Genomic DNA, 20612 nt, shown 5'->3' with positions numbered 1-20612 from the left:
TTCAAATTGTAGTTCAATTTAAGACAATATCTAACAGCAAGTGACGGTGGTACGTCGAACATGATAATGACGAAAATCGTAAATACTGAATTTTCACCATGATACGAGTGTCATCACAATCCTCACATTTTTGTATAAGAATATCGCGACACAACTTTTGACCAGTATCCAATTGTTGATAACGGTATATCTAAACAGTCAAGCTTTTCACAATTTTCTATAAAAAGATCTATTTTCTGGCTTTCATATTGCTGAGGTGCCCTCAACGATTCTATGATTTTTCGAATTGACGTTGACGTCTCAAAATTATTGCACTTTTTAATAACTGTTGGCGCAATATCGGGATTTCCAACAACAACAGCAAGTAAGAAAGAAACGGATTTGTACCCCTCTTCATTATCATCAACAGAGAACATGAATCGTTCATAATCCTCCTCTGACAAAGAGGATTTAATCAGTCGGTATATATTTAGGTAACGTTTAACTGAGCGTGGAGAGCGCCCAAGTATATGACTCAAACCACTGATAAATTGAACCTCTCCGGATTCTAACTTGTGGTGTTGTGCAAGCATTAACTGCTCGGTTTCTCTCGACTCAGAACTCTCATTATCGTTGTGGTTAAGTTTCCTTTTTATGGAGCCACCATGCTCCTCTTTGTTATCTGATTTGTCTTTATCGTCATGTTGTCTCTCATTTTTTTTTGAAGAGCTATCTGAATTAGTGTGGTTTTGTTTGACACTCTCTTCTTTTCTTACTGTTCCAATTAAGCTTGAGATAATACGTTGTACGTTTTCGTTGTTCGGGGAATTTAACCAAATAGGTATCTGAAATATTTTCTCTAAATACTCTTCTGGTGTCGAAGCCGATAGCGTACTTTCATGATCAGCCTCACCTCTTTGCATCAATGAAGCATAATGTTCTCTTATCGAAGAAAACAACCATCGCGGGTCTACGCCCAAAACAACGATAAACAAAGGCGAGGCAAGAAATAAATGAACGGCTTCCAAAACTTTGACGACAGTTTCAGGTTCACAGCGATCTAGATCATCAATATACAGAACTATTCTATTGATGCGATGTGCAGCATCTTCAGCATTCAATTCTTCGTTTAAGGTGGGATATAAATTGATGTCTTCCAGTGATTCGTTTTGCTTTTCAATTGTTGATGAAAGAACTTCAAAATCACGACTTAAAATCGCGGGAAGACCAAGAAACTTGCCATAGCGGTTATCACCTAATGTTTCACTAATGTGGTAAGCCAATATTGATTCTGGCGTTAAATCATTGAGGTTTACTCTCGCTTGCTTAATTTGTTTCTCTATTTGAATTTTTTGTTCTTTCGTATTCTCAATTTTTCGGTCTAACTCTTCTAGTTTCTTATTTGCCTCTTTCTTGCGAACGGCAAGTTGTTCTTGCTTTCTATCTTTCAATGACCGTGTTGATAACTGTAAGTCCTCAATTTTGTTTAACCATTCATTAGCTAGGTTTATTCTATTTTTTATCCATGCTAATGAAGTACTCATAAAAACAAGAAAAGCTACAATTTTATCTACTAGCTTATTCTCCCAGAAGATCCCGTCGAGAAGAGTAAAAATATAGAAAGTGAGAAACGGAAGAAGCACTAAAAATAGAATCGTCAGCAATGATGTTTTTGAAACAGCTTTAAATAGGAGATTTACTCTGTTTCCAATAGTTTTTAGCTCGTTTACTACGCTAATTGCATCATTGATGGTGTTTACTTGTTGTTTTAGACCAAGTTGTTCGAGGAGAGCTAGACACTTTTTGCTTGTGTTCGGATCTAATGCCGCAGACAGCACTTTATTTTCATCGTCAATTTTTTCAAGTTCAGTATCTTTTTTCTCTTGTTTTAAACGATTCAAACTATTTTCAACTTCCCTGGACTCTGCCTCCAGTTTCTTTATTTCGGCTTCCTTTTGCTTAGCTTCTTCCTCACCATATTTTACTATTTTTAACCAATGAGAAGCTTTTTTATTCTTATTCTCATCACTTTGATAAAGGTTCTTATAAATTGTATGCGCAAGACTAGCCCACAAATCACTTTCGACATAATTCCACGCATTAAATTTTATTTGCTTTATATGTTTAAAAAACGGATAGCTCCTTTGAGGTAATCTGCTATCGCGAGCCTTCTGGGAGTATTCATCAATACGTGAAATTAATTGCTGCATATAGAAGCTTTTACCCGCACCCCACTCTCCAAAAATCCCTATGGACAAGGGCGGAGTTGTCTCTTTATATGCGATTATGCTGGCGAGCGCTTCAATTTCATTTTGAATACCTAAATGATCTTTCCCTGCTAAGCCATCGTTGTCAAAGCGTGTAATCTGTAAATTCTCATCATCAAGAACAATGTCTTCCTCTTGTTCTTGTTCACTAGGTGGCTCAGCAATATAGTCCCCTTGGTCGTTTGGAATATTTTGACTTGCTACTATGGTATTCTCTTCAGCCGAGTTTTGTTGATTGCTAGACCACTCAGTCCACAAATTTTTGCTGTAAGTCCAAACGTCTAAGTCCTTCGGTTTCTTTTTGATTAACAGCTCATGCGCCTTTGCGACAGTAAAAGTAGAATCTGGTAACCCACTTAAATCTCTTAAGGCTTCTTTTTTATAGATACTCACTACTTTAGGTTTCTGAAAATTTTGATACAGGAAAGCAATTTTCCATTTAATCCTGCTATCTAAACTAACTTTGCCTATTTCTTTAATATCACCTTTAGCCGCATATGAAGCCGTTCGGACAATATTGTCTAGAATAGTTTGGAATGCGACTTCTTTTGTGGGTCCGTATTGTGTATACCACGCGTAATCATCTTCATAGCTGTATTTTGCGTTACTAACCTTGGTTTCTTTCGACCTTCTTTTGAATATGCCAAATTTGAATGAACTTCCTCCGCGAACACCTCCAACAGCGGATGTCTCATGTTCTAACCAATAGGTAAAATAGTCTCTGCTGTTAATATTCGAGTAAGACTCCAAATTCATGAATTGCAATTCATGTAACGGAAATCTCTGGAGGAAACGTTCAATTAAGGATTCAATATCATCGGGTAATTTTGGCTCAGGCTCAAAAAAAGGGTTAAATACTTTTTCTATTTCAATTTCTTGTTGCGCATTCAAATCGCTTGGCAGAGAAATAATTACTTTTGATAACGGAATGGGTATTCGCTCTTCGAGTACATCTTTGATGATAGTCGCACTTTTGTTATACGAGAGCCCACCAGAGCCCGTACCCATTAATGGAAACCAAATACTTGTTTCTTGCTTAACCACACCAAGTGAATCTAATGCTAAACCAAGATTTTCCTCCAATGCGATGGTAGTAGTAATCTTGGATGTAACAGTCACAATAAAAACAAGCATACGGCCTTTGTCTTCGGCTATATGGAAACCTTTCTCCAGATTTTTAGGTGTAGGGTTTGCCACGCTTATACCACTGTTACGAATCACATATTGGCTTAGCGGCCCGATCCCCCCTTTTTGATCAACCGACGTGAAAACAATTTTTTGTTCCGGTCGTGCTTCAGGTTGTACATAATAAGTGTGCGACATACTCATCCTTGTAGTTTTCTGCTACCAAACTATAGCCTATTCTTCTTAAAGTTCTCAGCCTGCTCAAATATTTCCTTATACACCTCGTCGCGGTCTACAGGTGGGTAGCCGTGCTTAGCTAACAGTATAATTAAATCCACTTTCAATTCTGCTTTAATATCATCGCGCTGGCTCCAGTCGGTGTACTTGGCCTTGTCGTCCACAACCGCTTTAACCGCTTTGGCTAGCTCCAGTAATTTATCATCGGGGTAGTTGAAGTCGTATTTGGCGGCTAAGGCAAGCAGGATGTCGTAGAACGCTTTTTCCTCGAAGTTGATGCCCATGTCTTCAAAGGAGTTCATCTCGGTTCTAAGGTCGTTGTACATGTTGATGATTTCGTCTGAAAAATCTTCCAGTACATTACTCACCAGCACATCTTCTTCTTTTCGTTCGTTATATTTTTCAACCAGTGATTTAAACCGCTCTGAAAAATCAAACGCTTTGGTTTTATTGACCTTTTTAAACTCGCCCAAGGCTTTTGCCAGCATCTGTTGAAGTAACTGAATTTTGGTATTAGGCAGCTTTATCTTTTCGATCTTGGCAAGATAATCATCGTCGAAGATATCGATACCGTCCTGTCCCTGCCCCAGCTTAAAGATTTCTTCAACTCCATCAGCCTTTAACGCCTCGGTGATCATTTCGCGCACCTTGGCATTCATCTGCGCGGTATCTGGCGCATTGCCTTTGGTTAGCTTGTATACGATGGAGCGTACAGCAAGGTAGAAGTGGATCAGATCTCGTTCTTTTTGGTTAAGTTTCTCGCTACCACAGCAAACGTCATAGGCTGCTTTCAATCGTTTCACCAATGCCATGAACCGATGTTCTAGCTTTTTGGTTTGTAGTACGAACTCAGCAGCATTATTCAAACAGTTTAACTGAGCAATAGGTTTACCAGTGAAATAGTCGCTGGCATCAAAGCCATGGGTAAGCTTAGCAAGAAGGTCTAAATGATCTTTCACCACCACGACAGACTGGGCGATATCTTCGAAATTGGTTTCATCTGACTTGGCATATTGGGCCAATGCTTTATTCATTTGGCTCTTTATACCGATGTAATCAACGACTAAGCCCTTGTCTTTGCCTTCGTATTTGCGGTTAACACGAGATATAGTCTGGATCAGGTTGTGGCGTTGTATGGGTTTGTCGATGTAAATCGTGTCGAGAAATGGCACATCGAAACCGGTTAACCACATATCCACCACAATGGCGATTTTAAAATTGGACTTTTCATTTTTGAATTGACGATCAAGTTCTTTTCGATCTTCCTTAGTACCGAGTAGATCCCACAATACTTTGGGATCGTCTTTACCACGGGTCATTACCATTTTTACCCGCTCTATTGGCTTAATCTTTTTCTTTTCTTGTTCAGTCAGTGTTGCGCCTGCTTCGCACTCCAAGACTTCAAACCATTCGGGCTTTATGTCTTTTAGTGCTTGATAGAGCTGCCAGGCGATTTCGCGGCTACTGCACACGAACATGACTTTGCCTTTGATGGTTGAGCCTTCTAATTGTCGCTGCTCATAATGCGCCACAAAATCTTTCGCCAGAGCTTCAATACGGTCAGGATCACCTAAAATAGCCGTCATGTTCGCTGAGGCTTTCTTACTTTCCTCTATCTGGTGTTCGTTACTGCCATCTTCGGCGCATTGTTGATAATAAGCTTCAATCTCTTCTAACTTAGCATTGTTCAATACCACTTTGGCTGCACGGCCTTCATACACAATACGAACGGTGATCTCGTCTTTGACAGACTCGGTCATGGTATAGCTGTCGACTACCTGACCGAACACATCCAAGGTGGCGTCTACCGGTGTGCCAGTAAAACCCACGTAGGTGGCATTAGGTAGTGAGTCATGCAAATACTTGGCAAAACCGAAAGTACGTTTAACACCTGCGTTAGGGCCTTTCTCCACAATGCGAAGCTTCTGATCAAGATTAGTCTGGCTTCGATGTGCCTCATCTGAGATACAAATCACATTGCTTCGTTCGGTAAGTAGCTGGGTATCTTCGGTGAATTTATGGATGGTGGTTAAGAACACACCGCCGCTGTTGCGACCTTGTAATTTAGCACGCAAATCAGAACGACTTTCTACCGACTCTACAGTCTGATCGCCAATATAACTTTTGGCATTGGTAAACTGTTGGGAGAGCTGGTCGTCCAAGTCTGTTCTGTCTGTAATCAGCACAATGGTTGGGCTTTCAAACTCAACACTTTTCATCAACAAGCGGGTAAGAAACTGCATGGTAAAGCTTTTTCCACATCCCGTTGCCCCAAAGTAAGTACCGCCTTTACCATCGCCTATTGGTTTACGGTGCTCTTTAATGTTTTGATATAACTTTCTGGCGGCGTAATACTGAGGGTAGCGACAAACAATTTTCACCTCGTGTTTTGAGGTGTCAGGAAAGAACACAAAGTTACGTATCACATCGCGAAGCCGTGCTCTATCAAACAGGCCTTCTAACAGTGTATGCAGAGAGCTGATACCGTCTTTCTCAATTGACTCGTTACCTGTCACCTTTCGCCACGCATAGAAGAAGTCATAAGGTGCAAATAAGCTACCCATCTTGTTATTAACGCCATCGCTAATGACGCAAAGCGCGTTATAGATAAACAACTGTGGTATGTCTCTGCGGTATCGCGTTGTGAGCTGCACGTAAGCATCGTGGATACTGGCCTCTTCGCCACGAATCGCACTTTTAAACTCAAACACCACGATAGGTAAGCCGTTGATATAAAGAATACCGTCAGGTATGCGCAGTTCGCCTTCTGAACCTTCTATCTCAAGCTGATTAACGATTTTATAGATATTGCTATCTTTAGTAGCTGAAACTATCGTTTCGAAATCAGGATGTTGCTCGGCCACCTTTTGTTGATGGTTTTGTTCTATAAGGTTTGTTTCGTGCCTGTCATTTAGTAATGCTGGAAGCAATGACTCGACCACGTTATCGTAATCAATAAGCTGAATATACAAGTCTTTCTGGGAGGCTTTACCTGCTTCGCTACTTGCTTCTCGTTTAAGTAAGAAACCATCACTTAACCACTTACAAAAGGTTCTATTGCTGTCGTATAGGTCGCTGGCAGGCAGAAGTTCAACCTGGCGTATGATACTGTCAATTTCACCGCTGGTAATATCATCATCAGCATATCGCTTGGCTAAAAACGCACGCAGGTCATCTTTAATTATAACGTCGGTAGGCGCACGCGCAACCTGATTACCGGGCACATAAGGATATCCCTGTCCTTCTAGCAACTCGATAATTGCCGCTTCTAATTGCGCTTCTGTGAAATTCAGCATGGTTACATTCCTTGTAATTCTTGCCCTTGGTTAGTGTTATTCTTTTCCTTCGAGGCTAACTGAATCTCGCCTGATATGAGTTTGGGTAATAATGTGTCTCTTATTTTGGTAAGTTGCGTATTTTGCTGAGCCAATGATGCTTTTTTAGCGTAGCTCGCCTTTAGATACTGTTCGACAAATATGGTTACTAGTTCCGCTTCTTGAGGTAATATGGTTAGAACTTTCGACAATTCCTTGTATGTTATCTGTGGGAATGTGCCTGAACGATGCTCCGCGATCCTTTGAAGTTCATTTATAGTCTCTTCTTGCGTCAACAAAAAGTAAGGCAATAGAGGTTCAATTCCTTCTTTAGCTCTCAAAACCATTAGCTTAGTCGATACAACGTACTCTTCTGCATCAAAGTCTACGAACGCATATCTTTTGTTCTGTGGTCGGATTTCACTGTATAAAATATCGCCTTTTTTAATTGTTTTTTTAGCTTGCCCCGGCAACCCGATTGTTGGTGAGTATTCATTATGAAGTATTTTTCCGGATTCGATATCGCCGGTGTTAAGGAAAATAACTTCATTAACTTCTTTTAGATTATAAGTCTTAGAGATTGTCTCAACCATTTCATGCATGCTAGTTATTTGCCAACCTTTTGGCACCCACCCATCTATACCAACAGCAGGCTCACCTGTTTGCTCAAACTCGCTCGGGAATAGGTTTCGGATATGTTCTGGCAATGGCTGCCTTTTGCCTTCAAGAGAAGCGGGTAATGCATGGGCTTGTTTGCGAACTTCAATACGATGGGCTAATTCGTCGGGTATTGGATTGCCTGCTGCTAACGCGTTATCCACTACTGGATCAAAATCAACAAACCAGCTTTTAAAAAGCGTCTGCGCCATTTGATCTAGGATTTGGTTAGTGTTTACGATATTAGTTGATTTATCGAAGAGTGCTTTACCAAATTCTCTTATTTTTTTCAGCTCATTCGCGGGAGGAATATCTATTGGATATTCAGATAATAACTTTGTATCAAATTTACCCGCTCCTATTCCGGTGCTTTCAACCAATGTCAACAACTCTTGTTCTTTAGCTTTAAACCATAAAAGTAAGTACCAAGGGTCTAGAATTTCTTCATCCGGTACTAGACACTTTACGTCTTGATTAAAAGCTACAGGTTTTGTTGCCAACCCTACTTGGATTTTCTGATGTAGAATGCTTCCGCGAACTAATAGTAAAATACTGTTTTTGGGTGCCAATCTAGAACCATTTGCGAGACCTTTATTAGTTATCCTCAATTTTGAGTCACTGTATAGATGCCCATCCATAGATGAAGCACTTATCCAAGGTATATCTCCCCCCCAGTATGAAGCTTCACTTTTTTTTGGGGTTCCACCTGACGACCATTTAGTTAAATCACCGAGCTTGTAAGTTTTCCAACTACTCTCCATATCCCAACTCCTCAAAGCCCTGTAAAATCGCCTTATCTAACTTCTTAGCTTCGTCCATTTGGCTGAATAAAGTTTCGCTAAGTTCGCGCATTTTGACTTCAAACGGAATTCCATCATCCTCAATAGCAGCAGCACCGACATAGCGACCAGGCGTTAGCACGTAATCGTTGGCTTTGATTTCTTCTAAGGTTGCCGATTTACAAAAACCTGCAACGTCTTCATAAGCATTGAGCTCCTTGTGTTCTTGTAGCAGCTCTTGTGTGGGGGCATCGTTTTGTTGTTCTGCGAGTGCCTGTGCGATGGATTGGCTATCCTGTCGCCATGCATGGTAGGTGTTGGCGATTTTGGCGATATCTTCGGTAGTTAGTTCCTTATGCACACGGCTAATCATACTGCCCATTTCTCGGGCATCGATAAACAGCGTTTCGCCTTGTCTGTTGCGGTAGCCACGCGCTTTGTCTTCACGTTTGTTCTTGCTGATAAACCACAAGCAGACCGGAATTTGTGTGGTGTAAAACAACTGACCGGGAAGCGCAATCATACAATCGACCAGGTCGTTTTCGATGATTTTCTGACGAATAGCACCTTCACCACTGGTGTTAGAGCTCATTGAACCGTTCGCTAACACAAAGCCTGCCGTACCGTGCTCACTAAGCTTAGAAATCATGTGCATGATCCACGCATAGTTAGCGTTACCTGTTGGCGGTACGTCAAAGCCTGCCCATCGAGGGTCGTCGGTGAGTTCATTGTCGGCACGCCACTGCTTCTGATTAAACGGTGGGTTCGCCATAATGTAATCGGCTTTTAGGTCTGGGTGTTGGTCTTTAAAGAAAGTGTCTGCGGCAATGTCACCGAGATTGGCAGAGATACCCCGAACTGCGAGGTTCATCTTCGCCAGTTTATAAGTGGTGTTGGTATATTCCTGACCGTAAATGGAAATATCTTTGCGATTGCCTTTGTGACTGTCGATAAACTTTAACGACTGCACGAACATACCGCCTGAGCCACAACACGGGTCGTATATCTTGCCTTTGTAGGGCTCTAACATATCGCTGATCAGGGTAACCACAGATTTTGGTGTATAGAACTCGCCACCGCCTTTTCCTTCGTTAGCGGCAAACTTACCAAGGAAGTATTCATAAACTCGACCTACTAAGTCTTCTTCGCTCATGTCGCATTCGTTAGCCACGGTGTTGATGTTATTAATGGTGTCAATGAGTGCGGCGAGCTTGCTTACGTCCAACGACAAACGCGAAAAGTAATTATCCGGCAATGCGCCTTTTAACGATGGGTTGGTTTTCTCTACGGTATGTAATGCAGTGTCAATTTTAACCGCGATATCGTCTTGCTTGGCTTGTTTTTGAATTGTCGACCAGCGGGCTTCTTCAGGTAAGTAGAACACATTATCTTTAGTGTAAAACTCGACCATATCAACATAGTCGCCCATGCCTTCTGCTTTGAGCTTTTCTCGTTGGGCTTCAAACTTATCGCTGATGAATTTGAGGAATATAAGGCTAAGAACTATGTGCTTATATTCTGCTGATTCAACACTTCCACGAAGCTTATTGGCTGCATCCCATAGAGCTTCTTCAAAGACGATTTCTTTCTTATTGGCTGATGACTTTTTCGTTGTTTTACTCATTGCTTGTGTCCGTATTCTTATTCCATTCGCCACTAATGCAGGTTCGTACTTGCTGCACTATCGGCATTTGTATTTGGTAATTTTTGTAGTAACTTGGCCATTTCTCTATCTGGCCATATGTAATCTTTCTGGCCTTTTACTCCACAAGGCCTGTGGCTTAAGTCTGCACTGTATCGGTAGGGGCTGATATCTGCTACCGAGGTGTTTTTGTAATACAACCCATAATCTATTTCCTGAGCCACCTGATTCATCGTACCTTGAACCGAACGATTACAATTTGTATCGAACGTGAGTGGTTGGTAGTTCGTCACGGCGACATTAACTAGCTCAGGTGGTATATCACTTTTCAGCAAGGTGTTAATAAACACATCGTTAAAATGCCAATCAAGGTTTGCTAAGTCTTTCTTGGTAAGGCATGGGATAAACAAAGTGAAACGTGTCGCATCATGCACGGCGACTACACATTGTCTTCGCAGAATAGTGATGAGGTTTGCGTGCCAGTTTAGCCACTGTGCCTGAATGCCAATAGCAGTCGCAGGTTGTTCTGTAGCTTTCACCTTCTCAGGCAGTTTGGCGTAAAGCTTCTTGGTACAATGGAGGATCAATTACCACCTCCGCTTCCGTCATCTTTTGCTTCATACCCCGGTGCAATCGCCAAGTTTTGCACATTGTTGAGCGTAAAACGGTTTTGCAGCCAAAGTTGATATTCCGCACCTTTTAATGTCCCTCGCTCGGTACAGTCCGCGCTCCACCGCCTTAACAGGTAACCAGCCATTGCCGCTCGTACCTCGATAAGAAGTTGCTTGTTTTCCATGCCGTAATCCATTTCTATTGCGGTAGGATGTTCAACATTCTTTGGATGCGGCACAAGCTGAAGTGGTATAAGGCGCTGCCATTCGGTATCTGCTTGGGCGCTTTCATCTTCGTTAGGCGTGTCTTTAATTGTTACCTTGCTAATGCGCGTTAACACAAAGTCTCGGAAGCTTTTACTCTTACGATCAAACGCACGAACGTGCCAGCGTAGGCCATTGTCCACGATGGAGTGCGGTACAAGTTCTCTGGCTCCTGAACCGCTAGAAAGTGACGTGTAAATAACACTAACCGCTTTGTTATTGAGAATGGCCTGAACAAGGCGCGCAACGATAAAGATGTCAGGTACGTTCAGACTGGATGGCGCTTCTACTGGGAAATGGATATCACCTATTGCATCAAACCCGTCGGAGATATCGTTGGCGAGTTTGGTTAACGTACGCCTTGCATCGTGTTCGAAGACAGGTTTGAAAGTAGATGTCTGATAATAGCGTTTGTCTGCTGTATCGTATATCAGATTTGTTGGTGCCAGCTCTTTATAAATACTGAAATCACGAGAGCTTGCCGATAGACCTATCTCGAAACGGTTTATAATTTCTTGTCTGTAAATCGAGCCTTTAAACAACAAACAAAAATCTATGTAGGCTAATCGTTGTTTTTGAGCATAACTTATCTGTTCGAGCATTCTACCAAGTTACTAACCTGTACTTAGGGCTAGTATGGTTTGTTTCTGTATGGTTGTAAAGTGATCGGATTGTTTATGTTAATAAAATTCAATAGCTTAAACAAAGTACGTAGATAATAGTTACAACCTTTCATCTCCGCATGTGAACTATCGAATAAGAGTGATGACCCATTGTGGATGGGATGGTGTTACAATCGTGTAAGGTGAATGCTGATCCCCCGTTTATGGGGTAGAGCCAAACTATGAAATGGTGCCCGGGGCCGGACTTGAACCGGCACGCTGTTACCAGCGAGGGATTTTAAATCCCTTGTGTCTACCAATTTCACCACCCGGGCATCGGGTTGCTTTTCAGCAAAGGTGTCAGGCGTAGAACCTGATGCTGCGTTGCAGCGTTTGGAGGCGGAACCCGGAGTCGAACCGAGATAGACGGATTTGCAATCCGCTGCATAGCCATTCTGCCATTCCGCCAGATGCGTCTGGCGCGTGATTAAAACTCATCTCTAAGAGATTGGAGCGGGAAACGAGATTCGAACTCGCGACCCCGACCTTGGCAAGGTCGTGCTCTACCAACTGAGCTATTCCCGCATGTCTTAATCGACCATTTCGTTTGGTTGATGTCCTCTCGAAATGTGGGGTGCATTCTACCTACCCATTCAAAACTGTCAACACAAAAAAGCGTTTAAATTGAGATAAATGCGGTTTTTTATGATCGTTTGCTATTTTTTTATTCACTTTGATTAAACCGCGATCAATTCTACTTTGCTGCGCCACTTCGAAGGTGTGGCCAGGCCGCTTTTGTATAAACAAACATTGACCAAATTGACAGCACTGCTGAGAAATATAAAAGAATATAACCTAAAGAAACCCAATAAATAGTTATGCCCATAAAGGTTTCTAATCCTGAAAGTAACCCAATTAAGGCTAACATTTGAGCAGTGGTTTTAGCTTTACCTATAAAAGACACTTTAACGGCGTCTCTTACGCCATTCGAACCCATCCATTCGCGAAGCGCCGACACATAAATTTCACGCACCAAAAGCGCAATAGATGGCAACGTGATCCACAGGTTTGCATAACTATGAGTAATCATAAGAAGAGCAGCGCCCACAATGAGCTTGTCTGCTACAGGATCTAAGAATGCGCCAAAGGGTGTAGACTGCTGTAGTTTTCTTGCTAGATAGCCGTCAAACCAGTCCGTTATTGCCGCCAGCCAAAAGATAAAGGCCCCTGCTTCGTGCGCCCAGCGCCAATCAAGAAAATAAACAACCACAAAAACAGGTATAAGGATTACTCGAAATAAAGTAATACAGTTTGGAACAGTCCACATAAAAAGTACGTCTCGGTGTTATGCCTCTATGGGCGTTTTAGCGCAGTAGCTTTTAGCTAAGCTTCTTTCATTTCCACAACACATTACCTTAATTTGCAATGCATTGCTTGTTACTCAGTCATTTATTGATGAAGGTGGTCGTAAATAGTATCCGCCAGTTCTGGGCTAATGCCTGGTACACTTGCTATTTCATCTTTACTGGCCTTTTTAAGACCTTGTAAGCCGCCCATAAACTTCAGCAACGTTTGTCTACGCTTAGCGCCAATACCAGGAATACTTTCAAGACTCGAGGTCGTTTTTACTTTCTGACGGCGGTTGCGGTGCCCGGTGATAGCAAATCGGTGTGATTCATCGCGAATATGCTGAATAAGATGAAGTCCAGGCGAATGGCTGTCCATCGGCAGAACCTGATGGCTACCTGCAAGTATTAGCGTTTCTAAGCCAGGCTTACGAGTGGTGCCTTTTGCCACGCCTAACAGCATAGGCTTTTTATCATGGGGCCAATCTTCAAAAAACGCTTCTGCTTGGGCAAGCTGTCCTTTACCACCGTCTATCAATAGAAGGTCAGGTATTTTTTGCACTTCTTTCACTGACTTGTAGCGACGTTTTAACGCCTGTGCCATGGCCGCGTAGTCATCACCTGGGGTAATGCCTTCTATATTGTATCGGCGATAGTCACTTTTGTGTGGCCCTTCTCGATTAAATACTACGCACGAAGCCACCGTTTGCTGGCCAGACGTATGTGATATATCAAAACACTCCATGCGTTGAATAGGCGTATCAACTTCCAGTGCCGCTTCTAAGTCGAGATAGCGTGCAAACACAGACTTTTGCTGACTGTATTGAGCATCTAACGCAGTTTGCGCATTTGACTGCGCGAGCTGCAGGTACTTGCGTTTCTCTTCCCTCGCCCCTTTAAAGAACTGAACCTTGTGCCCCGCTTCACTGGCTAGTACATCTGCTATCGCGTCTTCGTCAGTTAATGTATTGCTAAGTACTATCTGCTTGGGAATAACTTTATTACCCGCCAGATAGAACTGTAGGAAGAAAGATTCAAAAACTTCTTGTTCATCAGCAGTGTTGGGTACTTTGGGAAAATAGGCCTTGCTGCCTAACAACTGCCCTTCGCGAATAAACATTACCTGAATACACGCCATATTGCCTTTGAACGCAAATCCAAACACATCCATTTCGTCTTGAGTACCGGCAACCCACTGTCGTTCTTGAACTTTTCTTAGTGCATTAATCTGATCGCGGTAACGGGCAGCAGCTTCAAAGTTGAGTGCCTCGCTAGCTGCTTCCATCTTTTCCACCAGCCCACCAATGACCTGCTGGTTTTTACCTTTCAAGAACAAGCGTGCAAAATTGACCTGCTCTTTATATTCGTCATCGCTCACATAGCCTTCTACACACGGCGCACTGCAGCGCTGCATCTGATACTGAAGACAAGGTCTGCTGCGTGCTCGGTAATAGCTATCTTCGCACTGACGTACGGGGAAGATTCGCTGCATTGAACGCAAGCTTTCTCGCACCGACCACGCACTGGGGTATGGGCCAAAGTATTCGCCCTTTTTCTTTTGAGGGCCGCGATGGAAAGAAAGCCGAGGATGTTCGTGATCGGATAAGAAGATAAAAGGATAAGACTTGTCGTCACGCATGACCACGTTGTAACGCGGTTTGTATTTCTTGATGAAGTTGTTCTCAAGCAAGAACGCTTCGGTTTCGCTGTTTACAACCGTAACATCCATATTCGCAATCTGACTGACTAACGAACGGGTTTTGGCGTTATCAAGGTTACTACGAAAGTAGCTTGATACACGCTTTTTGAGGTTTTTGGCTTTTCCTACGTAAATAACCTCTTCCTGATTGTTGTACATGCGGTACACACCAGGTTGAGAGGTTAGATTCTTAAGAAATGCTGCTGAATCAAATGCAGACATAATCACTTTGACGTTGCGCGTCTAGTGACGCTTAAAAGGTGTTAGGATTGATAAGCTTATGACGATAGGCCAAGTGCGTTAGCTCTACATCAGAATTTACACCTAACTTTTGAAACATTCTGTAACGGTAAGTATTAACCGTTTTTGAGTTAATACTGAGTTCTCGGGCTATATCAGGCACTTTGTGACCTTCGGTTAATCGCATTGCTATTGTAAGTTCTCTACTCGATAGCTCGTCAAACGGATTATCCGAACTAGGCAATAACTTACCGATGGCTATGCTATTGGCCACTTCTTGATCAACATACTTTTGTCCTGCCGCAACTTTATGGATAGCGCGTATTACTTCGTCTGGCTCAGCATCTTTTGACAGAAAACCGTATGCGCCTGCGTCCATAACTTGCATTGGAATAGGACTTTCCTTGTGCATCGAAACACAAATAACTCGCGTATTTTCAGACATACGAACAATTTTCTTTGTCGCTTCCAGTCCACCAATACCGGGCATATTCACGTCCATGAGTACAACATCTGGCGCGTTTTTTCGGCACAAAAGTACCGCGTCTTCACCGTTCTTCGCTTCTGCGAGGATAGTAAAGTCGTCTACGTCTTCCAGAATCCGGCGTATCCCTGTTCTGACCAAATCATGGTCATCTGCTAGGATTATTTTTATCACTCTAGTATCTCACTGACTTCAGTTTTACATACAACTGGAATAAAGACTGATAATGCTCATTAATGAGAAGTATTACCAGCCTTTAACCTTATCCAAGTCATCATACCACGAGATAAGAATTCGTGAAGTAGAGATACACAATTTGAAACTAAATTATTGATCTAGATTACTTTTAGGCAGCTATTTAGGTAATTCAAACCACAAGGCCACACTTTCCTCTGAGGCTTTCAGACGAATGATGTCTTGCTCGTAAATACCCAAAGCATCGCCTGCCTCTATTTCAACTGCATTCGTTTCACTGTCTACCGTAGCCTGTACATTACCGCTAATCATATGAAGGTAACCCTTTTGGTCTTCAGTGCCATGCTCCCATGTTTCGCCAGCTTTCAAAGTTAAACGGCTGATTGCCGCATTTTGCTTAATGCGTAATGACCCTTCCCTACCGTCATCACTTACTAATAATTCAAGCTTTGAATCATGGTTATTTCCACCTGCATGTGTGCCAAAGGTTTTTTGCGCATAGCTGGGCGTACCGCCTTTTTCATTGGGCACAATCCAAATTTGCAGAAAGTTAACAGGCTCTTCAGTAGAAGGGTTAAACTCCGAATGCATAATACCCTTACCTGCACTCATTACTTGCACGTCACCCGCAGGCACTACGTACTCATTACCGGTATTATCCTTGTGCTTTAAAGCACCGCTCACAACATACGAAATTATCTCCATATCTCTGTGACCATGGGTTTCAAAACCTCTACCGGCCTGAACAACATCGTCATTGATAACCCGTAGCGCTGAAAACCCCATATGTTTTGCGTCATAATAGTGTCCAAACGAAAAGCTATGTTGGCTTTTTAGCCAGCCAAAGTTCACTTTTCCTCTTTCATTCGCTTCTCTCAGATAAATCATCTTGCATTCCTTATAACCGTAAGCCGCCACTGACTCTTCTGCCCAACAGGAGTAACGCTGGGCGATAGAACATGTGTTAAGGGCTAATTATTTAATAAGGCTATTTTAATCCTCTTTAATAGAAATTAAATGTCATATATTTGAGCTTATTATTCTAATATTTAGAATTAAACTAACTATCGGTCAACAGATGCGGGTTAAGCTACGCTAAGAAATAAAGCACAGTCTATGCAGCGCGGTTTCTACAACCGCAGGGTGACAGGCTAAATTTAGCCTAATATGGTGTGGAGAACCAAAGGTCGCGCCGTCGTTACCTATCACGCCGCGCTCAATACATCCTTCCACAGTGGTCACGGGTGAATATTTGAGAGGTTGACGAGAAGCGTCACCTAAAGGAGCTTCATCCACAGAAGCGATACTGTTCGGCTGTGTTAAATGCGAAGGGAATGTTGAAAGGTCTAGCCACAAGAAATAACCAGCGCTGCCCATTGTATAATTAACAGATAAACCATAGTGCTCAAAGAAGCGCACAACAAGCTTTCGGTTGAAGCTCAACGCACTTTTTACGCTGTCTAACCAAGTACTTCCCTTCTCATAAGCGGCAATCAACGCAACTTTTCCTAAGTTACTTGCGTTAAGGTGCCTGCTATTAATAGCTTGGGCAAACGTCTCTCTGATCGTTTTATCCTTAATGACCGCATACGATGCACCTGGAATACTCGCTAGGTTAAACGCCTTAGATACGCTATTGATGTGGATAATGCGTGGCAGTTGATGAGTATGGATGTTACCACCGTTTTGACTTTCTTGGCGCCTCTCGCTCTTATTGCTTATCTCTGCACCAAACATGGGGATTAGCGTTGGTTCATTTGACGAGTTAAATGCAAACTCGCTGTGCACCTCATCAGTGATCATTAAAATATCGTTCTTGGCGCAGAAGCTCATAATCACACGCTGCTCTTCTGCACTTAACACTGTACCTGTAGGGTTATTAGGATGGCAAATCACGAATGCAGCCGCAGCACTATCGAAGGCTGAAGTATCTATAGTTGAGTAAGAACCTTCGACGTCTTCCTGACGACTCTTGTCGCTACCCTTTGTCGCGGTAACTTCAGAAAATTTAGTCTGAATTTGACGCGCGTTTTGAATGACTGGAATAGATACTGGCGTTAAGCCGTTATTTTTAATAGCCTCTGTTAAAGGGGAATAAGTTGGTGTTAATACCATGACTTTTTGACCAGGTTGGCAAAAAGTGTGAAGCGCAACGTCTATTGCTCCTATTACGCTCGCAACATCCACAACATCGCCACTTTCTACTTTAAAGCGACTACTTTTTTGCGTGGTACGCTCAAAACGTTTTGCTACCGCGTCACCGATATCAAGGGACTGATATCCGTAAGTAGAGCGAAGGTTCTGTGTAATCGCGCTGAGAATTTCATCACAAGGCGGGATGTCCATATCCGCTATCCACATTGGAATAGGGTCTTGCTGAGACGCGACAACGTTCGCTTGAGATGAAGACGCGCCCTGAAAGCGGCGAAATATCGCTGAATATTTAAGACGGGTTTGATCGAGTTTCAGGTGAGAAGGTGCCTGCCATACATCCTTGTAAGGCATAAACTCGCTTTGCATAGCGTTGAACACGGGGAGATGGCTTAGCGCGTTGCTCACCTTCACATTATCCTATTTATATAGCCTTGCGCATTTACTATTGGCTAAAGGCCTTCTGAAATCTATTATATTTATAAGCGCGAAACACGCGTACCGCGCTCACTTTATACTGCACACACGCTTTAATAGACACAGCGCTTTAACAGACACAGCATTATTCTATCTTTTCAAACACGTTAAATTCAGAAAGCGTATGTTGGTATTTCCGCTTTGTTTCTCGAATGACAAATGGAATGTCTTTAGGTTCAGCAATTCGTTTAAAGCTATGACCTAATGCATCTTCAAGCGCCTGAGTAGAGCTAAGCGTTTCACCATTTTCATCTTTATAGCCGCCCAACCATTCACTTCTTTCGGTATACTCTTCCAACCATGTAAAGGGGCTGGCGACAACGAGCAATCCACCTTTATTTAGCCGAGTGGCCATGTCCGTTAATACCTTTCTTGGACTATACACTCTATCAATAAGGTTGCCTAAGAAGATCAAGTCGTAGCCTGTGAATTGCGGCTTCAAATTACACGCATCACCTTGTGCGAAAGCAACGTTGTCTACACTGTCATCTAAACCGAGCGCAGAGAGCTTGCGCGCCTTAAACGACGTAAGTTCACCTTCTTCTATAAGGTTATAGCGTATTTCACCACGCTCTTGCATCTCAAACGCTGTTTTTATAAAGCGTGCAGAAAAATCGATGCCATCGACATGATCGAAGTATTTTGCAAGTTCAAAGGTAGACCGACCAACGGCACAGCCCAAATCTAACGCTTTAGCGTGTTGACGCCCTTGCATAGCGTTAATACAAAACTGCGCACTGGCCTCAGCAAAATTAGGAACGCCGTAATACTCGTCGCCGTAATGGAATTCACTGTATTGCGAAACCTGTGTATCACTTTCATAATCAAAATCGTTCACTGCTATAACTCGCTTTCCTTGAACATACCTAAACCCCGCGTGCTGAAAGAAGTGGCGCCTAAAAGCGTAACGACTATCTTTCATTGCTTCGTTACCTGTAGATACCCAACTACCGCCTTTAATGAGGTTATGCTTATTGTCGAATGTTGGTGTTGTAAAGTCGTCATATAAAGGATGAACGTTAAAGCCCTCAAACGGATAGATGGGTGTTTCTGTCCATTGCCATACGTTGCCAACAACATCATAAAATTCGCCGGACTTATTAACATTAACAGGTTCACTCGACGCATACTTTTGCAGCGCTATGTTGAATCCTTCGCTGTATACGGTTTGTGTTACACCAGCCTGCTGACGTAACGCTTGCCATTCATTTTCAGTCGGCAGACGGATAAGCTCACCCGTTTTTTCACTCAAGTAGTTACAAAACGCTTTCGCTTCATGATAATTCACATCCACAGGCCAATCTAAAGGTAGTGGATGCTCTTCAAGCATACTGCGATATAAATAATCATCACCCTTTTTAATCCAAAATACAGGATACTGAGCTTTAGTGTATTCACGCCACTTATTGCCTTCAGCCTCCCAGTATTTTGCGTTGTTATAGCCGCCGTCTTGTACAAACGATAAATACTCACCATTACTTACAAGAAATTTAGACGCACTAAACTCGCTAACGGATTCTTGCTGAGAACCATATTCATTGTCCCAGCCGTAATAAGCACTGTCCCACGCTTTGCCATTTATGACTTTCTGTGCCGGAACGGTCATTAAAACATTAGCCTCTAACGCTTCAGCATTAGTTTGCATAGTGCTACATGCAGGCCATTCTGGGCTGGGGCGTACCGATGCAATGAGTAGCTGTCTGATTAGAACAGATGAGGTTTCTAAATGAATACGTTCATGCTCTATTCCCATAACAACGGGCCACATTGGACTTTCCCAGTCAATAGGCATGGTGAAAGACATGGTATCTATTAAATCGCATACCAATGTGCGCACTTGATTACGATATTGACGCACCTCTTCCACCTTCGGCCAGTCGTAATTTTCATCGTTAAGATCATCCCAACTCATTTCATCAACACCAATAGCAAAGAGCGATTCAAATTTTGGGTTAATTCGTTCGTTAATAGCCTTTGAGAGCACGAGCTTATTGATAAAAAACGTGGCGGTATGGCCGAAATAAAAAATTAACGGATGACGCAGTTTTTCAGGTCGTTCGTAAAAGACCTCGTCATTCGCTAGGCAAGAGAAAAGTGATTCATATGTGTTGAATGAGTCGAGGAAATACGCCTTTATTTCCCGTCTTTTTTGTTCAACCGTGCCTTCCCGAAGATTAAGTGTGGGCATTGCCTGCATGATGTCCTCTTGAATTCTTGTTATTACTACCAACTGCGTAGGACCAGCGATATACGTACACGTACACCGCTTTTATATGCCGTAAAGATTTCAGTTGATTGTAAACCTTTTTATATATATCAAGCTTTTGTGAATAAAGCGCGACATAACTTGGTTTTTATGAAATGTTTTGTAATTACAAGATACAGACAGGATGAGATCAGAAAATATTTCACCCATAAAAAAACCCGCAACAATGTGCGGGTTTCTTGTATATGGCGGAGAGTGAGGGATTCGAACCCCCGGTGGGTTTGACCCCACGTCTGATTTCAAGTCAGGTGCATTAAACCGGGCTCTGCCAACTCTC

12 protein-coding genes and 3 tRNA genes are annotated in these 20612 nt (G+C 42.6%); all 15 read right to left on the bottom strand.

All coding sequences use genetic code 11. The annotated features are described in order from the left end of the window. Positions 1-122 precede the first annotated feature (122 nt). Entirely contained in the window at positions 123-3569 is a 3447-nt protein-coding gene (locus tag ACXAGV_RS15835) for a P-loop NTPase fold protein (protein WP_474874071.1), read from the bottom strand. A gap of 29 nt (positions 3570-3598) precedes the next feature. Continuing rightward, entirely contained in the window at positions 3599-6901 is a 3303-nt protein-coding gene (locus tag ACXAGV_RS15830) for a type I restriction endonuclease subunit R (RefSeq protein ID WP_474874233.1), read from the bottom strand. A 5-nt stretch (positions 6902-6906) separates the two neighbouring features. After that, positions 6907-8340, bottom strand: a complete 1434-nt coding sequence (locus tag ACXAGV_RS15825) for a restriction endonuclease subunit S (RefSeq protein WP_474874070.1) — start codon at positions 8338-8340, stop codon at positions 6907-6909. Then, positions 8330-9982, bottom strand: coding sequence for a class I SAM-dependent DNA methyltransferase (locus ACXAGV_RS15820; RefSeq protein ID WP_474874069.1), 1653 nt, complete (start codon positions 9980-9982; stop codon positions 8330-8332). The genes ACXAGV_RS15825 and ACXAGV_RS15820 overlap by 11 nt, the downstream gene beginning before the upstream one ends. 32 nt (positions 9983-10014) lie before the next feature. Continuing rightward, the gene (locus ACXAGV_RS15815) at positions 10015-10587 is read right to left on the bottom strand and encodes a DUF6933 domain-containing protein (RefSeq protein WP_474874068.1); all 573 of its coding nucleotides are present in this window, start codon (positions 10585-10587) and stop codon (positions 10015-10017) included. After that, positions 10584-11477, bottom strand: a complete 894-nt coding sequence (locus ACXAGV_RS15810; RefSeq protein WP_474874067.1) for a WYL domain-containing protein — start codon at positions 11475-11477, stop codon at positions 10584-10586. The genes ACXAGV_RS15815 and ACXAGV_RS15810 overlap by 4 nt, the downstream gene beginning before the upstream one ends. A gap of 248 nt (positions 11478-11725) precedes the next feature. Next, positions 11726-11812: transfer RNA gene (locus ACXAGV_RS15805), tRNA-Leu, on the bottom strand. A 59-nt stretch (positions 11813-11871) separates the two neighbouring features. Continuing rightward, positions 11872-11945: transfer RNA gene (locus ACXAGV_RS15800), tRNA-Cys, on the bottom strand. Between the two features lie 41 nt (positions 11946-11986). Further along, a tRNA-Gly gene (locus ACXAGV_RS15795) sits at positions 11987-12062 on the bottom strand. A gap of 169 nt (positions 12063-12231) precedes the next feature. Further along, complete coding sequence (gene pgsA / locus ACXAGV_RS15790; protein WP_474874066.1) at positions 12232-12804, bottom strand: CDP-diacylglycerol--glycerol-3-phosphate 3-phosphatidyltransferase; 573 nt, start codon at positions 12802-12804, stop codon at positions 12232-12234. Between the two features lie 122 nt (positions 12805-12926). Then, entirely contained in the window at positions 12927-14744 is a 1818-nt protein-coding gene (gene uvrC, locus ACXAGV_RS15785; protein ID WP_474874065.1) for an excinuclease ABC subunit UvrC, read from the bottom strand. 31 nt (positions 14745-14775) lie between these two features. Then, entirely contained in the window at positions 14776-15420 is a 645-nt protein-coding gene (gene uvrY, locus ACXAGV_RS15780; protein WP_474825759.1) for a UvrY/SirA/GacA family response regulator transcription factor, read from the bottom strand. A gap of 180 nt (positions 15421-15600) precedes the next feature. Next, the gene (locus tag ACXAGV_RS15775; RefSeq protein ID WP_474874064.1) at positions 15601-16329 is read right to left on the bottom strand and encodes a pirin family protein; all 729 of its coding nucleotides are present in this window, start codon (positions 16327-16329) and stop codon (positions 15601-15603) included. A 207-nt stretch (positions 16330-16536) separates the two neighbouring features. After that, positions 16537-18000 carry an aminotransferase class I/II-fold pyridoxal phosphate-dependent enzyme gene (locus ACXAGV_RS15770; RefSeq protein WP_474874063.1) on the bottom strand — a complete coding sequence of 488 codons (1464 nt, stop codon included), beginning with the start codon at positions 17998-18000 and terminating at the stop codon, positions 16537-16539. A 154-nt stretch (positions 18001-18154) separates the two neighbouring features. Then, complete coding sequence (gene ovoA, locus ACXAGV_RS15765; RefSeq protein WP_474874062.1) at positions 18155-20266, bottom strand: 5-histidylcysteine sulfoxide synthase; 2112 nt, start codon at positions 20264-20266, stop codon at positions 18155-18157. Positions 20267-20612 lie beyond the last annotated feature (346 nt).

The sequence above is a fragment of the Alteromonas sp. ABH4_453 genome, from assembly GCF_056160665.1.
The sequence above is the reverse complement of the archived record's forward strand: the minus strand, read 5'-3'. Positions and strand labels throughout refer to the sequence as shown.

What these genes read in the sequence shown, in the direction of transcription:
- ACXAGV_RS15825 (WP_474874070.1), bottom strand. Translation starts at nt 8,340, where the DNA reads ATGGAGAGTAGTTGGAAAACTTACAAGCTCGGTGATTTAACTAAATGG.
- ovoA (WP_474874062.1), bottom strand. Translation starts at nt 20,266, where the DNA reads ATGCAGGCAATGCCCACACTTAATCTTCGGGAAGGCACGGTTGAACAA.
- uvrC (WP_474874065.1), bottom strand. Translation starts at nt 14,744, where the DNA reads ATGTCTGCATTTGATTCAGCAGCATTTCTTAAGAATCTAACCTCTCAA.
- ACXAGV_RS15775 (WP_474874064.1), bottom strand. Translation starts at nt 16,329, where the DNA reads ATGATTTATCTGAGAGAAGCGAATGAAAGAGGAAAAGTGAACTTTGGC.
- pgsA (WP_474874066.1), bottom strand. Translation starts at nt 12,804, where the DNA reads ATGTGGACTGTTCCAAACTGTATTACTTTATTTCGAGTAATCCTTATA.
- ACXAGV_RS15810 (WP_474874067.1), bottom strand. Translation starts at nt 11,477, where the DNA reads ATGCTCGAACAGATAAGTTATGCTCAAAAACAACGATTAGCCTACATA.
- ACXAGV_RS15835 (WP_474874071.1), bottom strand. Translation starts at nt 3,569, where the DNA reads ATGTCGCACACTTATTATGTACAACCTGAAGCACGACCGGAACAAAAA.
- ACXAGV_RS15820 (WP_474874069.1), bottom strand. Translation starts at nt 9,982, where the DNA reads ATGAGTAAAACAACGAAAAAGTCATCAGCCAATAAGAAAGAAATCGTC.